The sequence below is a fragment of the Paraburkholderia sp. 35.1 genome, from assembly GCF_050436525.1.
GTDB lineage: Bacteria > Pseudomonadota > Gammaproteobacteria > Burkholderiales > Burkholderiaceae > Paraburkholderia > Paraburkholderia tuberum.
The window spans coordinates 1,567,432-1,581,355 of record NZ_JBNDMJ010000002.1; the positions used below are offsets into that span (position 1 = coordinate 1,567,432).

Annotated in this window: 12 protein-coding genes; 8 read left to right on the top strand and 4 right to left on the bottom strand. The window is 60.2% G+C overall.

The features are described from left to right. Positions 1-6 precede the first annotated feature (6 nt). The 8 genes from OKW27_RS13205 to OKW27_RS13240 all read left to right on the top strand — a co-directional run bounded on the left by OKW27_RS13205 (position 7) and on the right by OKW27_RS13240 (position 10,620). A complete protein-coding gene (locus OKW27_RS13205) occupies positions 7-2,931 on the top strand; it encodes a molybdopterin-dependent oxidoreductase (protein WP_429333723.1) in 2,925 nt (974 codons plus the stop codon). Between the two features lie 25 nt (positions 2,932-2,956). After that, the gene (locus OKW27_RS13210; RefSeq protein WP_429333724.1) at positions 2,957-4,204 is read left to right on the top strand and encodes a CaiB/BaiF CoA transferase family protein; all 1,248 of its coding nucleotides are present in this window, start codon (positions 2,957-2,959) and stop codon (positions 4,202-4,204) included. A 14-nt stretch (positions 4,205-4,218) separates the two neighbouring features. Next, complete coding sequence (locus OKW27_RS13215; RefSeq protein ID WP_429333725.1) at positions 4,219-5,784, top strand: alpha/beta fold hydrolase; 1,566 nt, start codon at positions 4,219-4,221, stop codon at positions 5,782-5,784. Then, positions 5,772-6,428: an SRPBCC family protein gene (locus tag OKW27_RS13220; protein WP_429333726.1), complete on the top strand. Its 657-nt coding sequence runs from the start codon at positions 5,772-5,774 to the stop codon at positions 6,426-6,428. The genes OKW27_RS13215 and OKW27_RS13220 overlap by 13 nt, the downstream gene beginning before the upstream one ends. Positions 6,429-6,514: 86 nt before the next feature. Continuing rightward, positions 6,515-7,801, top strand: coding sequence for an MFS transporter (locus OKW27_RS13225; RefSeq protein WP_429333727.1), 1,287 nt, complete (start codon positions 6,515-6,517; stop codon positions 7,799-7,801). A 125-nt stretch (positions 7,802-7,926) separates the two neighbouring features. Continuing rightward, on the top strand, positions 7,927-9,072 hold the full coding sequence (locus OKW27_RS13230) for a porin (protein WP_429333728.1): 1,146 nt from the start codon (positions 7,927-7,929) through the stop codon (positions 9,070-9,072). 28 nt (positions 9,073-9,100) lie between these two features. Further along, entirely contained in the window at positions 9,101-9,484 is a 384-nt protein-coding gene (locus OKW27_RS13235) for a BON domain-containing protein (RefSeq protein WP_429333729.1), read from the top strand. 50 nt (positions 9,485-9,534) lie between these two features. Further along, on the top strand, positions 9,535-10,620 hold the full coding sequence (locus tag OKW27_RS13240) for an XdhC family protein (RefSeq protein ID WP_429333730.1): 1,086 nt from the start codon (positions 9,535-9,537) through the stop codon (positions 10,618-10,620). A gap of 74 nt (positions 10,621-10,694) precedes the next feature. Here the strand turns inward: OKW27_RS13240 and OKW27_RS13245 are convergent, their stop codons facing one another. The 4 genes from OKW27_RS13245 to OKW27_RS13260 all read right to left on the bottom strand — a co-directional run bounded on the left by OKW27_RS13245 (position 10,695) and on the right by OKW27_RS13260 (position 13,734). Then, complete coding sequence (locus OKW27_RS13245) at positions 10,695-11,132, bottom strand: type II toxin-antitoxin system RatA family toxin (RefSeq protein WP_429333731.1); 438 nt, start codon at positions 11,130-11,132, stop codon at positions 10,695-10,697. 189 nt (positions 11,133-11,321) lie between these two features. After that, complete coding sequence (locus tag OKW27_RS13250; protein ID WP_429333732.1) at positions 11,322-11,615, bottom strand: hypothetical protein; 294 nt, start codon at positions 11,613-11,615, stop codon at positions 11,322-11,324. Continuing rightward, positions 11,608-12,531, bottom strand: coding sequence for a LysR family transcriptional regulator (locus OKW27_RS13255; RefSeq protein WP_429333733.1), 924 nt, complete (start codon positions 12,529-12,531; stop codon positions 11,608-11,610). The genes OKW27_RS13250 and OKW27_RS13255 overlap by 8 nt, the downstream gene beginning before the upstream one ends. Positions 12,532-12,807: 276 nt before the next feature. Further along, the gene (locus OKW27_RS13260) at positions 12,808-13,734 is read right to left on the bottom strand and encodes a TetR/AcrR family transcriptional regulator (protein WP_429333734.1); all 927 of its coding nucleotides are present in this window, start codon (positions 13,732-13,734) and stop codon (positions 12,808-12,810) included. Positions 13,735-13,924: the final 190 nt, after the last annotated feature.

The following is a 13,924-nucleotide window of genomic DNA, read 5'->3' on the forward strand; positions in this document are numbered from 1 at the left end:
GGCATCATGGATCAGAGAATCGAGCTTGTCGAACAGAGAAAAATCGCCTTCGAACTGAACGGACAGGCGCTGACCTGCGACATCGACCCCAGAGTGACGCTCGGAGATTTTCTTCGTCACCAGCTTGACAAGACAGGCACGCACTATGGCTGTGAGCATGGCGTTTGCGGGGCCTGCACGGTACTGGTGGACGGACGCTCCATGCGCTCCTGCCTTCAGCTTTGTGGTCAGGTCGACGGGCGCAAGGTCACAACCGTAGAGGGGCTGGCGAATGCCGACGGCTCGCTCGGCGTCCTGCAGCAGGCCTTTCAGGATCGCCATGCATTGCAGTGCGGATACTGCACGCCAGGCATGTTGACCACGCTAACGGAGTTTCTGCAAGCCAACCCCGACCCGTCCGAGGCCGACGTTCGCGATGCGATCAGCGGGAACATCTGCCGGTGCACGGGTTACCAGGCCATAGTCGAAGCGGCGCTGCTCGCGGCGGCCCGAATGCGCGGCGAGCCCGATCCCGTTTTTGGACGTGTTACCGCGTATTCAAAAAACGGCGATCTCCACGCGGCTTCGACCGTGGGTGCACGATACGTCGGAAAACCCGTCAAGCGCACCGAAGATCCCGCGCTGCTGAGAGGCGAGGGGCAATTCGTCGACGATATCCACCTGCCTGGAACACTGCATTGCTGCTTCGTGCGATCTCCTCATGCGCACGCTCGCATCAAGCATATCGATACGGCAGCGGCGAAGGAAGTTTGCGGCGTGCAACACGTCTGGACCCATGCCGACCTGAACGAAGCACTACGACGGCCGTTGCCGTTCCTCACACCGACTCAGATGCTGACCGAACCACGCATGTGGTCGCCGCTGGCCTCGAGCGAGGTGTGCTTTGTCGGCGAAGCGGTGGCCGTGGTCCTGGCGGAAAGCCGCTATATCGCCGAGGATGCCGCCACTCTTGTCCACGTCGAATACGAGCCATTGTCCGTTGCGGGCGACATCCGGACGATATTTGAAGCCACGGCGCCGCAGGCGCACAGCGACGTTCCGACAAACCTCCTTCTCGACATGCCGTTTGCTTTCGGTGACGTCGATTCGGCGTTCGCGCACGCCGCGCACGTCGTCAGGCGCGAGATATTCCATCATCGTGGAACAGCCCATCCGATGGAGTGCCGTGCGACCCTCGCGCGGCTCGATCGCGGTACCGGCGACCTAACCGTCTGGAATGCAGGTCAGGCGCCGCATCTCGAGCGACGTCTTCTCGCAGAAGCGCTCGATTACGACGAAGCGAAGATCCGGGTCATCATGCCGGATGTCGGGGGTGCTTTCGGTCCGAAGGGAATCGCGTATCCGGAAGAGTTTGTCGTCGCCTCCGCGACACTCAGGTTGGGCGTGCCGGTCAAGTGGACTGAAGATCGGCGCGAGCACTTCCTGTGCATTACCCAGGAGCGCGACCAATTGTGGGATCTCGAGTTGGCGCTCGACGTGGACGGAAAGATCCTCGGCATCCGCGGATCCGTGGTCCATGATAACGGGGCGTACGTGCCGTGGGGCATTGTCGTGCCGCTCATCGCGGTAACCTCGTCGCTGGGCCCGTATGTCGTGCCGGCATTCGACGTGAAGCTGAAGGTGGCTTGCACGAACAAGGTGCCCACCACGCCGGTGCGTGGCGCAGGACGACCCAAGGCGGCATTCGCGATGGAGCGGATGCTCGATGCGGCGGCCGACCAGCTCGGCCTGTCCCGTCTGGAAATTAGGCGCCGCAACTTCGTTCAGCCGGACCAGCTGCCGTACAAAACTGGCCTGATATTCCGCGACGGTTCGCCGATGGTATATGACAGTGGCGACTATCCGAAGACCCAGGAAAAGGCGGTCGAACTCGCCGACCTGGATGCGTTTCGTGTCCGTCAGGAAGAGGCACGTCGTCAGCAAAGGTATCTCGGGATCGGCTTTGCCAACTATGTCGAAGGTTCCGGCCTCGGGCCTTACGAAGGCGCGGAAGTCACGTTGCAAAACGACGGGCGCATACACTTGAACGTCGGCGGCGCCGGGGCGCAAGGGCAAGGGATGAAAACCATCTTTGCTCAAATCGCTGCCGATCAGCTCGGCGTCGACATGGATGCCATTACGGTAGTCGTCGGTGACACGAGCAAGCTGGCAATGGGCGTCGGAACATTCGCGAGCCGGATTACCGTCAACGCCGGAAATGCCGTCCACATCGCTTGCGGCAAGCTCGCCGACAAAATCAGGGCGCTCGCTGGGAACGTATTCCACGTTCCGCTGGAATCGATCGAGATTGCGCATCGCGTCGTACGCGTCCAAGGCAATCTGGAAAGAGCATTGCCGCTCGGGCATATCGCTCGCATGTCGTACGGGACGCCGGGCTTCACGCTACCCGAATGGCTGGATCCCGGTATGACGGTCACACATTATTTTTCACCGAAAGCCAGCGTTTACGCCAACGGAACGGCGTTCGCGGAAGTCGAGGTGGATACCGGGACCGGCTACGTAAAGGTTCTGCGCTATGGCGTTGCACACGACTGCGGAACCGTGATCAATCCGATGCTCGTCGAAGGTCAGGTGATTGGCGCGATTTCTCATGGGATCGGAAATACGCTGCTCGAGCGGCACGGCTATGACGAGAATGCACAGCCGCTTGCGACAAATTTCGCCGAGTTCCTGCTGCCCACCGCACTCGACATGCCATCCCACATAGAGATGGCGCATCTTGTTTCTCCTTCACCGAATAACCCGCTTGGCGTCAAAGGCGCAGGAGAGGGCGGGACGATTCCCGCGTCCGCGGCGATCGTCAGTGCCATTGAAGATGCACTGAGCCGCTGGTCAATTCGTTTTAATGAAACGCCCGTGTTGCCTGAAATGATCTTTGATCGTCTGGATGCCGCCGGCGCGTACAGCGACGTAGACGCCCGCCACACCTGAAATAGTAAACTTGATGGATAACGATATGTCTTCTGGAAAAACTGGTCCCCTGAGCGGTGTGAGGGTTTTGGACCTCACCCAGTTTCTGTCGGGACCCTTCGGAACACAAATCCTCGGCGATCTCGGCGCCGAGATCGTCAAAGTCGAGCCGCCGGGTGGCGAGCTCGCGCGCGGCGTGCCGCCGTATTTCGTTGAGGGGGACAGCGCTTACTATCTCGCGGTCAATCGAAACAAAAAGAGTGTTGTCATTGACCTCAAGACGGAGAGGGGAGCGCAGCTCGTTCGGGAGTTGGCGAGGCAGTCGGACGTGCTCGTCGAAAACAATCGCCCTGGCGTGATGGAGCGGCTCGGACTCGGTCCGGCAGAGCTTCGCGCGGTCAATCCGCGCCTCGTGTACTGCAGCATCAGCGGGTTCGGACAGACCGGTCCGGACAGGGATTTGCCTGCTTACGACATGATCGTGCAGGCCATGTCGGGCGGCATGAGCCTGACCGGGGAGCCCGGCAGGGCGCCGGTTCGCGCCGGTATTCCCATTGGCGACCTCGCGGCCGGCATGTACGGCGTGATGGGCATTCTGGCCGCGCTGGTCGAGCGCCAGACTTCCGGGCAAGGGAGGTTCGTCGATGTGTCGATGCTCGACGCGCAGGTCGCAATGCTTTGCTATCAGGGCGCCTACTACCTGTTGTCGGGCGAAGTGCCGGAGCCGCAGGGGCGAGGCCACGATTCGATACCGACCTACCGTTCGTTCGAATGTGGCGACGGCGTCTCACTGGTCGTGACCGCCAACACGGAACGTATGTGGGCGGATCTGTGCAAGGCCGTCGGGTTGCCGCAGCTCGTCAACGATCCGCGATTTAAGGATCCGGCTGAACGGCTCGCGAACAAGGTGGCGCTGTGGGAAATCCTGGAGGCGCGCTTCCGCGCCGAACCGGCGCAGAGTTGGCTTGAGCGCTTGAATTCGGCTTTGGTCCCGGCCGCTATGGTGAAGACACTGGACAAAGCACTGAATGCTTCTCAGGTCGCGCATCGAGACATGCTCGTCGAGCTTCGCAGTCCTGCGGGATCTCATGTCCGTGTGCCCGGCAATCCGATCAAGTTTGATATCCCGGGGCATGCCGAACCTGGTTACCCGCCTCATCTGGGCGAGCACACCAACGTCGTGCTTGGTCAGTACCTCGGCCTTGATCCTGACGAAATAAGGACACTTCAGAACCAGGGGGTTGTCCGCCAGTTTGTACCAGGCATGCCGTCACCCGGCGTGAAGTCGCGATAAATCGGGAGTTTGGAATGGACGAAAATCTTCTGCTGAAGATGAAGGGTCATGTTTTGCATATCACCCTGAACAGCACAGACGGCAGGAACGAGGTGGACGACGCAATGCTGCGAGCGCTGACGCAGGCGATCAGCGATCCCCCGGAAAGCACTGTGGCCATCGTTTTATCCGGGGCGGGCGACAATTTCTGCGCGGGGCGGGCCGCATCGCCACTCCCGGCGCTTTCTCAAACGGAAGACCCACGCCCCGCAATCAAGGAACGCGGTGCGGCGCCAATTCTCGCACTCTACGAGGCAATCCGTTCGAGCGCGGTACCGGTCGCCTGCTTCGTCGCGGGGCTCGCTTCGGGTCTGGGTTGCGCACTCGTCGCGGCGAGTGACTATGCAGTCGCCGACGCGCGGAGCCAGTTCGAGGCCAATGAACTGGAGAAGCAATTCGCTCCGGCACTGCTGATGTCGGCACTCTTCGAGCGCATCCATGTCAAGGCGATTTCGCGTCTGGTTCTTACGGCGCAGCCGGTCGATGCAACGACCGCCCTGGCATTTGGGCTCGTCGGCGAAGTTGTCGCTCCTTGGGAACTGCCCAAAGCGTTGGACGATTTCATCGCCTTCATGAACAGCCGGGCTCCTCAGGCATTACGCGGAATCAAAACGTTCCTGCGCGACTCGCATGGTATGCATTCGCCAAAGCTTGCCGCGCTGGCCGTCGACGTTGTGGCGGAGTCGCTTGCCCCGCGCCTTGAGCCGACAGCGTCGCTCGCGCCGTCGCACGACAAGCGGTTCCTGACCATCGGCGGAGAACGGATCGCCTATGTCGACATCGGCAAAGGGCCCGCGGTCGTTTTGCTGCACAGTCTCGGCACATCGAGCTCGCTGTGGGACGACATTCTGCCTGCATTGATTGCGAAACATAGAGTCGTCGCCATAGACGCCAGAGGTCATGGTGACTCGACGAAGCACAGCGCGTGGAATGCAGACGCTGTCGCCAACGACGTGGTCGCAGTGGCCGATGCCGCCGGTCTCGGCCGTTTCGGCCTGGCGGGCATCTCGATGGGAGGACTCACCGCGGTACGCGTTGCCGCGAAGCTACGTCAACGCGTTGCTGCCATGGTCTTGTCAAGCGCTTACGCAGGCGTTTCTGGACCAGCAGTAGAGAAGCGGCTGGCCGCCACCGAAGGGATGTTGAAGAAACTGCCTATGCATCTGTTTGCTCGCATGTACGTGGAGCAGACCCTGCACAGGAACACGGCGTACGCGAATAGAGAAAAACTTGCCCAACAGATCGCAGCGATGTCTCCAAAAGATTACCTGGAAATATTGCGCGCCATTTGTACGGATGACGTATCGGGTCTTTTGCGTGATGTCGAAGTTCCGACGCTTGTGCTAAACGCCGAACTCGACGGGAGTGTACCAAAAGCCGTATCCGCGAAGTTGACGCAAGGAATCCAGGGCGCAGTGGAACAGACGTTGCCCGGCGCCGCGCACCTCGCATGCGTAGATATGCCCGATGCCTACGCCGAGGTCCTGTTAGACCGGTTTGAAAAATACACGGATGAGGACGGGGCAGTATGGAAATCGTAAATCGCTTTTCGGTCGACTCGGCTATCGAGAACGCCTGGAAGGCACTACTCGACGTGCCGTTGATCGTGTCCTGCTTTCCCGGTGCCACGTTGACTGAAACGCTCAGCGAAGACTCGTACAAGGGACTGATTCGCGTCAAGCTGGGTCCGATCGCAATGGCATTCGCCGGCACTGTCACGGTGAGCACACTGTCGGCAGACACGTATGCGGCGACTGTCAAAGCCGCATGGCAGGAGACCAGAAACCGGGGATCCGCCACAACGGCGACGACGTTTTCTCTTTCTCGACTTAGTGACGCAGCCGGCACTCAGGTCGACGTTCGCACCGCCGTACAGATGGCCGGGCAGGTTGCACAGTATGGACGCGGGGTTGGAATCATCAATGCCGTATCGGAACAGATGGTGCGTCAATTCGCTGCTAATTTGCAGGATAAACTCGCGGATCGTCCGGCTACGACAGAGGCGCGGCGAGTCGACGCAGGCGCGTCTGCTGCCGCACCCGCCGGAGAACGCGAATCCATGGCAGGGACACGCCGGGGTGACAACGCAGCGGGCTCAACGAACGAGATATCCGTGCTCGCACTGTTGTGGAGAACGATGGTCGCAAAGTGCAAGCAATGGCTTGCCAGGCCGCATTCCTCATAGTCCTCATCGTTGCTGCTCGTTCTTTCAAGTTAGTCAGGTTATCAAAACACAGGATCTTTTAGTTGTACATAGGAGGAGGAAAACCGATGAGAACGAACTCGACTCTGTTGGAGCCGTCAGGCTGCGCGAGGAATGCCGGCACGTCTGTGGTGGGCAGGGCAGCCTGGATCGTGCTTGGATCGGCGTTCGTGGGGTGGATGTTCGATGCGATGGATCTCTACCTGTTCACGATGGTCATGGTGCCGGCCCTTGGCGACCTGCTCGGGCCGTCACAAGGTAATGTCATGCAGATCGGGGGGCTGATCGTCAGCGCGAAACTACTTTGCTGGGGCATCGGAGGCATTCTGTTCGGTGTCCTGGCCGACCGGTTTGGTCGCGCTCGCGTGATGCTCGGCACGATGCTGATCTACTCGGTATTCACTGCGGCGAGCGCGTTCGCGCGGGATTGGCATCAACTCCTTTTGCTTCAGATGCTGGCGGGTTTCGGAATCGGGGGGGAATGGGCTGCCGGAGCGGCGCTGGTCGTCGAGACCTGGCCGGAAAAGCATCGGGCGAAGGCTGTTCAGGTGATGCAGGCTGCCAATGTAGTCGGACTGATCGTTGCCTCTGCGCTGGCGATCCTTCTGTCAGGGGCTGGATGGCGCTGGGTGCTTGGCGTGGGCGCGGTACCGGCGGTCGCAAGCCTTGGCCTGCGGTTTGTTACACCGGAATCGGCTCGCTGGAAGCAGTCGCATGCGGAAGCGATCCGTCACCCAGGTCAAAAATTCGGTTCGTTATCGGAGATATTCGGCGCTCCGTTACGTCGTCGAACAGTGGTGGGCTCTCTCGTTGCCGCTGCATTGATGATCGGTAGCTGGGGATCATCCATCCTCTTTCCCTCGTTACTGAGGGATTTCTTCCCGTCCGCCAGCAACGCGGAATTCACGCGACAGACAGGGATCGCCTTCATGGCGAGCAACGCTGGGGCGGCACTCGGATTCGCGTCGACGCTGGTCCTGGTGAGTCTGGCGCCGCGTATTTCCAGACGGGCAGTCTATGTGGTGTTTTGTGCAGGCGCCTGGATTGCAGTCGTTGCACTCTTCGGTGCAGCGAAAACACTGGAGACGTTTTATCTCGCCATGGTTGGATTCGGTTTTTTCGCGATTGGAGGATTCGGGATCGTCGCGCTGTACCTGACCGAACTGTTTCCGCTCCATGTTCGCGCCACGGGTCAGGGATTCACATGGAATGTGGCACGTTTATTCACCGCACTCGGTCCGTTGTTAGTGTCGTCTGCGTCAGCAACTCTGGAATTTCGTGCGGTAGGAATCGCTATCGCTACGGCATTTGGAATGGGACTGGTCGCTATTTTGTTTGGACCGGAAACCGGTTGAACAGGCGACGCGGATGCCGATTCGCGAATGTGCATGATCGGCGATCGGCGATCCGCTCTCACTGCAACCCTTGCGGTGCTCATGCCGGACTTGCCCGACACAAACAATACGACATCGGAGACGAAATGAAATTGAAAATGATCGGTGCCTCGGGGCTCATTGCATGCGCGACCGCGGCGCAGGCGCAATCGTCGGTGACGCTCTATGGCGCGATCGATACCGGATTGCTGTATCAAAGCGCGAATGCGCCGAACTTCCAGTCGAAAGTGAATCTCGGGCACGTCTACGAACTCAAGGACGCGGGCATTTTCACGAGCTTCTGGGGTATCAAGGGCACCGAAGACATTGGAGGCAGCTACAAGGTCAACTTCAGGCTCCAGGGAGCATTCGCCAGCCCCAATGGGAAGCTCGGACTGAGCGACACGCCGACCTCCACTGCGGTCTTCAACCAGCAGACGACCTTGGGTATCTCCGGTCCGTTCGGCTCGATCGACGCGGGCCGCCAGTTCGTGCCGATGATCTTTGCGATGGCCGACACCGACGTACGGGGCGCGCAATTCTTCGGCAGCATCCTCACCGCATGGCTCGGCTTGAACCAGGCTGCGGGCTGGCAGGGTACCAGCACGAACGGCGCGATCGGTGCGTTGTACGACTCCAACGCGATTGTCTATCAGTCGCCGAAGTTCTACGGCGCATCGCTTGCGCTCGAGTATGCGCCGGGCGGCGTTCCCGGCCAGTTCCAGGGCGGCACGCACGAGTCTGTGGTGCTCAAGTATTCGAACTATGGCCTGAACCTCTCGGCTGCTTACTACAACGGGCACGACACCAATCCGTTCACGACGACGGCTACTGGCGCGATTATTACGGCGCCGTCCGCGGGTCAGGACAACAACCGCTTCTACCATCTGGGCGCGATGTACACATTCCACGATTTGTCCGTATCGACGTCGTACAGCATCGGCAAGAATCCGGCGAACAGCGGTCACGACGACTTCGAGATGATTTCCGGGGGCCTCGGTTACAAGTTCACCCCGTTCTTCAAGGTCACCTCGGGCTTCTATTACCTGAAGGACCGCAACGTTTCGTCCAATCAATCGAACTTGTTCGCGGTGGGCGCCGAATACAACTTGTCCACCTCCACCATCGCCTACGCACAGGTTGGCCACGTCAACAACCGGGGCAACATGAGCCAGACGATCGCCTACGGCGCGCCGGTTCCTGAGGGCAAGTCGACCACTGCAGCGATGGTCGGCATTCGCCACAGCTTCTGATCCCACCACAAGCGAACTGGAGTATTCAATGATGATTAACAGGGCACTCAGGATCGCCGCCAGCGTATTGATCGCCTCCGCATCCGTTCATGTCTGGGCGCAGGCAAGCGAAGGCGAAGTGAGTGATGTGTCGAGCGGAACCGCGATCGCGGCTTCGGGCGGCATGAGGGCGAAGGACATCTGGAAAGCCAATTTCGTGCTGCGCCGTAAGGTCTACGCCGCGATCGTGACGCACAAGGAGATAAATGCCGGCGACATCAGCGTGGTTGTGAAGCGCGGCGCGGTGACGCTCGACGGGACGGTGGCGGACACCTCGCAGATCGACACGGTGACCGAGATCGCGAAAGGCGTTCCGGGCGTGACATCCGTGACCAACATACTGACAGTCAAAAAGCCGTTTGGAGGTCAGTAGTAGGCGCACGGGCGCCAGTGCATGACCGTCGGGTCGAAGGGCAAGTTGGCATGAACAGTATTGACGTTGAGGTGCTGGAAGCGGCGATGCGCTGGCTCGATTCAGGCCACCGCATGATGCTCGTGACAGTGGTGAAAACCTGGGGTTCATCGCCGCGCCCGGAGGGTGCGATGCTTGCTCTGCGCGACGACGGTCAGGTGGTGGGTTCTGTATCGGGCGGCTGCATCGAAGATGACCTCATCGACCGGGTGCGCCGGTACGGCGTCGCCCAACAGACGCCCGAAGTTGTCAGGTACGGCATCAGTTCTGAGGAGGCGCGTCGTTTCGGGCTGCCGTGCGGAGGCACGATGCAACTCGTGCTTGAGCCAATTACGCAGCAAAGCGGCGTTCACGCGTTGTACGAGGCGCTCGGACGCCGCGAGCTGGTGGCGCGCACGCTCGACATGGCAACGGGCGCAGTCACGCTCGGGCCCGCATCCGCGACCGAAGGTGTGGACTTCGACGAGATACAACTGACGACGGTCCACGGGCCGCGCTACCGGATGCTCGTGATTGGCGCTGGACAGTTGTCGCGCTACTTGTGCCAGATTGCAGTGGGACTCGACTATCAAGTCACGGTATGCGACCCGCGCGAAGAGTACATGGAGATGTGGGAATTGCCCGGCACGAAGCTCGTGCGTACGATGCCCGACGACACGGTCCTGGACATGAAGCTGGACGAGCGCAGCGCGGTGATCGCACTTACGCACGATCCGAAGCTCGACGATCTCGCGCTGATGGAAGCGCTCAAGACATCCGCGTTTTACCTCGGCGCGCTTGGCTCGCGGCGAAATAACGCTGCGCGGCGAGAGCGGCTCAAGGAGTTCAATCTGAGCGACGCACAGCTTGCAACGCTACACGGTCCGGCCGGGATCTATATCGGCAGCCGCACGCCGCCCGAAATCGCGATATCGATCCTCGCAGAAGTGACGGCGGCGAAGAACAGCGTGCTGCTGCCGGCGATCCTTCAGGTCGAGTACGCGAAGGCGGCAAGAGAAGTCGCGAGTGGCGAGCCGGTAGCAGCTAATGGCTTTCTCGTTGCTGAGCGCCTGGCGGCACGAAAGAAACCAGTCTTACGGATCGCGCAGGACCAATGAGGCTCTGCTGGCAGGGCGGTGGGACGCACGCCTCGACGTCGATGAATCCGTCCAGGCGAAAGGTTTTTTCCATCCTAGCCCTTACTATAACGTTCGCTCGCGCGCTTGACGAATGATTCGACGAACGTGTCCGCGATGTGGCTCAACACCGGCCCGATCAGCTTCTCCAGGATGATGTTGGAGAATTCATAGTGCAGCGCGAATTCGATCTTGCAGGCGTCCGCGCGCAGAGGAATGAAGTTCCAGTAGTCCTTAAACGTCTTGAAAGGGCCTTCGGTGAACTCCATGTCGATACGAGTCGGCCGCTGCTGCTTGTTGTGCGTGGCGAAATGCTGGTGAATACCCTTAAAACGAATATCGATCCGCGCTTGCGCGCTCGTTTCGTCCTGGTGCCGGATTTCGACGCCACCGCACCACCGCAGGAAGTTCGGGTAGTCGGCGACATCGGTCACGAGGTCGAACATGCGTTCGGCTGAGTAGCGGATCAGGACTGTTTTCTGGAGGTCTGCCATATGCGGGTATCGGAGAAGCGACATCAGACGTGGCGCCGCACTGGCCGACACGCCCGAAGTGGCGAGTACGTGGTGTCAGCAACTCGCCTGGCGGGTCGCTTTCAACTGGGGTAGTGCATCTCACAAGGCGGAAGCTCGTTCCTTGGGCGTTGGCGGGCTGGGTCTCGTTTTGTAGATCAGGTATCTGCGTTATCCGGCGACAGATTGTTCCCGTTCGAGACGGGGACGCGTATCGGCGCAATGCGCCAGCAGATCCCGGACCATGACCGTCTGCGGCTTCGAAAGGGGGATATTCGCCGCTCGCAGGGCCAGCCAACGGTCCAGATCGAACTGGCTCGCGCGATACAGGACCGCGGAACATTGCTCACAGCGCGCCACCTCGCGCCGGGCCAGCACGCGGCGGCGGTAGACGCTGTCGCAATGTTCGCAGACCACGAGTGTGGGGAAGGTTTGCAGGACGTCGTTATCAGGAGAACTAGACAAGAACTTCTACCTCGGATAGTGCACGGGCTTTGAAGTACGATGTCGCATAGTCGACGAACGCCCGGACTTTCGCCGTCATCAGGCTCCGGTCCCGATATGCAAGCTTCAGCTCGACCTCGCCGTTCATCAGCTCGAAGCCGGGTAGAAGCCGGACCAGCCGGCCATCGTCCAGCTCCTTGCCGATCATCGCAAGCGGCAACGCGCCGAGGCCAGCGCCGCCTAACACCAGTTCCTTGTTCAGCGCGGCGTTGTTGGTCGACACTTCGTATTCCAGCGGCACCGCAATCTCTTCGCTACCGCGGCGGAACTGCAGCCGTGGTTCGCTGATCGATGCAAGTATCGTGACGAAGCGGAATGCGGCGAGATCTTCGGGCGTTTGCGGCAGCGCGCGCCCCTGCAGATAGCTGCGCGAGCCGACCACCACCAGCGGGAGGCGGTACAGCGCACGGGTGATCGTCTGGTCACTCGTCAGCATGTACGGCAGCAGCATGCCGAGGTCGTAAGCTTCCCTGACCAGATCGACCGGCCGTTCCGCCAGCGTCACTTCGAGTTGCACGCCTGGATAGCGAGCGCGAAACCCGGCAATGAGCGGTGGCAGTTCCTGCAGCGCCGCAGTGGTGTGCGCCACGAGCCTCAATACGCCGACAGGCTCGCGTGCGCGCTGGCCGGCATCGGCTTCCAACTGGTCCAGTTCGGCAACCACGCGCGAGCAGCCGGCGTAAAACTGTTCCCCGGATTCAGTGGGGGCGACGTGTCGGGTCGTGCGCTGAAAGAGACGAACGCCGAGCCTCGTTTCGAGCTCCGTTATCGAGCGCGAGACGACCGGCGTCGATACGCCGAGCGTATGCGCGGCACCCGTGAAGCTTTTCGCCTCGACGACCGTGCAGAAAACCCGCAGCGTTTCAAGGTGGTCCATAGTAGTCGCGATTCCGTGTTAGTAATGGGACTTCCGCAAATTTCATCGGGACACTCGATTGTGCTGCCGCCTTGCGGCAACTAACCGACCTTCTTCGGCAACACTGAAGTACCCACGCGATATCTGGCATTTCCATGGATTCCGTAATAGGGGGTCCTGGGCGTTGTAGGAAACGCTTTATCCGGATGCCGGATAGCGCGATTGCCATCTCTCCGGCAAAAGCGCAGTGAATAAAGTGGTACAAGTGTACCATGAGTCAGTACATCGTGCCTTCTGTCAGCAGGTGCGCACAGGCCCGTTTGCTGTTTGTGCACCACGCCCGTTTGACCCTGGGCCGTGGCCAGGCGATGTGAACGCCGTGCAGTTCCAGATAGTCGTGCCGTTCTCGTCCTGGCCTGAATGAAAAAACGCAGAAACGGCGGCGATTACGCACGATTTCGCCGCGCTTGAGGCGCTCTCGAATTCACCCTCGATGAGCGATAACTTGACGCTCCCAACGAGGATGGCAAAAAGAAGCCGCGCTGCCTGCTCGCTAGCGAGACTCCCGTGTACGTCGCGTGCGCAGGTGGCGAGCTCTATGACGTTGCGCAGCGCATCGCGCAACTCCCGGGTCGCTGACCGAATCCGCTCTGTCAGGACATTTCTTTCAGATAACTCTATACGAGTAAGAAAGATACTTGCCCGGCGAAGCCCGGCCGGGGAGTCCAGGAACCTATCAACCAATCGCAGGCAAAACGCCAGGATGCGCTCTGCCCCATGACCGGTCGTCGCCCAGGTCGGCCAATCGGGGATTAACACGGACACCGGCAGATGGACCCGGTCGAATAACGCGACCAGCAGTTCGTCCTTGTCCGCGAAGTGCCAATACACGGCGCCGGTCGTCAGTCCAGCATGGCGGGCTATGCTGGTTAGCGGGACGGCAGAAACACCGTCGCGTGCGAACAGCACCTCTGCTGCGTCCAGAATCTCCTCGCGGGTTACCTCGGCCTGCTTTCGGCTACTTCGTCCCATCTGAATTCCACTCCCTGTTCGTTTCGACAACGTGGCGTCGGGCCTGCTCCACCCTGGGCATTTGACACGCAGCGGGCGATCAGCCCGCATCTGCAAGTCAACCTGAATACTCCCCGCGACGTTGGCGGCTGTCACCGCCTGGCAGTCGCCTGCACGCAACTTTCGTCCGAGCTTCCATATCGCGCCGTCCATATGGTGCGTTCGCTAATTTGACGTACTGCGTCTGCTGCCTTGCGTGACCGCGTCGCAATACGGCAGCAAAACTTTGTACCGTGAAACGATACGATTGTACCGAAAATAAAAATTGCGTGGTACACTTGTATCGTCACATGGGAAGATGGTTCGCGCATGGTGTGCCAACGCGTGTGGTTGCTTCCCGGTT

Excerpts from the sequence above, each read along its gene's own strand:
- OKW27_RS13220 (WP_429333726.1), top strand. The coding sequence starts at position 5,772 with ATGGAAATCGTAAATCGCTTTTCGGTCGACTCGGCTATCGAGAACGCC.
- OKW27_RS13240 (WP_429333730.1), top strand. The coding sequence starts at position 9,535 with ATGAACAGTATTGACGTTGAGGTGCTGGAAGCGGCGATGCGCTGGCTC.
- OKW27_RS13210 (WP_429333724.1), top strand. The coding sequence starts at position 2,957 with ATGTCTTCTGGAAAAACTGGTCCCCTGAGCGGTGTGAGGGTTTTGGAC.
- OKW27_RS13225 (WP_429333727.1), top strand. The coding sequence starts at position 6,515 with ATGAGAACGAACTCGACTCTGTTGGAGCCGTCAGGCTGCGCGAGGAAT.
- OKW27_RS13245 (WP_429333731.1), bottom strand. The coding sequence starts at position 11,132 with ATGGCAGACCTCCAGAAAACAGTCCTGATCCGCTACTCAGCCGAACGC.
- OKW27_RS13230 (WP_429333728.1), top strand. The coding sequence starts at position 7,927 with ATGAAATTGAAAATGATCGGTGCCTCGGGGCTCATTGCATGCGCGACC.
- OKW27_RS13260 (WP_429333734.1), bottom strand. The coding sequence starts at position 13,734 with ATGGACGGCGCGATATGGAAGCTCGGACGAAAGTTGCGTGCAGGCGAC.
- OKW27_RS13255 (WP_429333733.1), bottom strand. The coding sequence starts at position 12,531 with ATGGACCACCTTGAAACGCTGCGGGTTTTCTGCACGGTCGTCGAGGCG.
- OKW27_RS13205 (WP_429333723.1), top strand. The coding sequence starts at position 7 with ATGGATCAGAGAATCGAGCTTGTCGAACAGAGAAAAATCGCCTTCGAA.
- OKW27_RS13235 (WP_429333729.1), top strand. The coding sequence starts at position 9,101 with ATGATGATTAACAGGGCACTCAGGATCGCCGCCAGCGTATTGATCGCC.
- OKW27_RS13215 (WP_429333725.1), top strand. The coding sequence starts at position 4,219 with ATGGACGAAAATCTTCTGCTGAAGATGAAGGGTCATGTTTTGCATATC.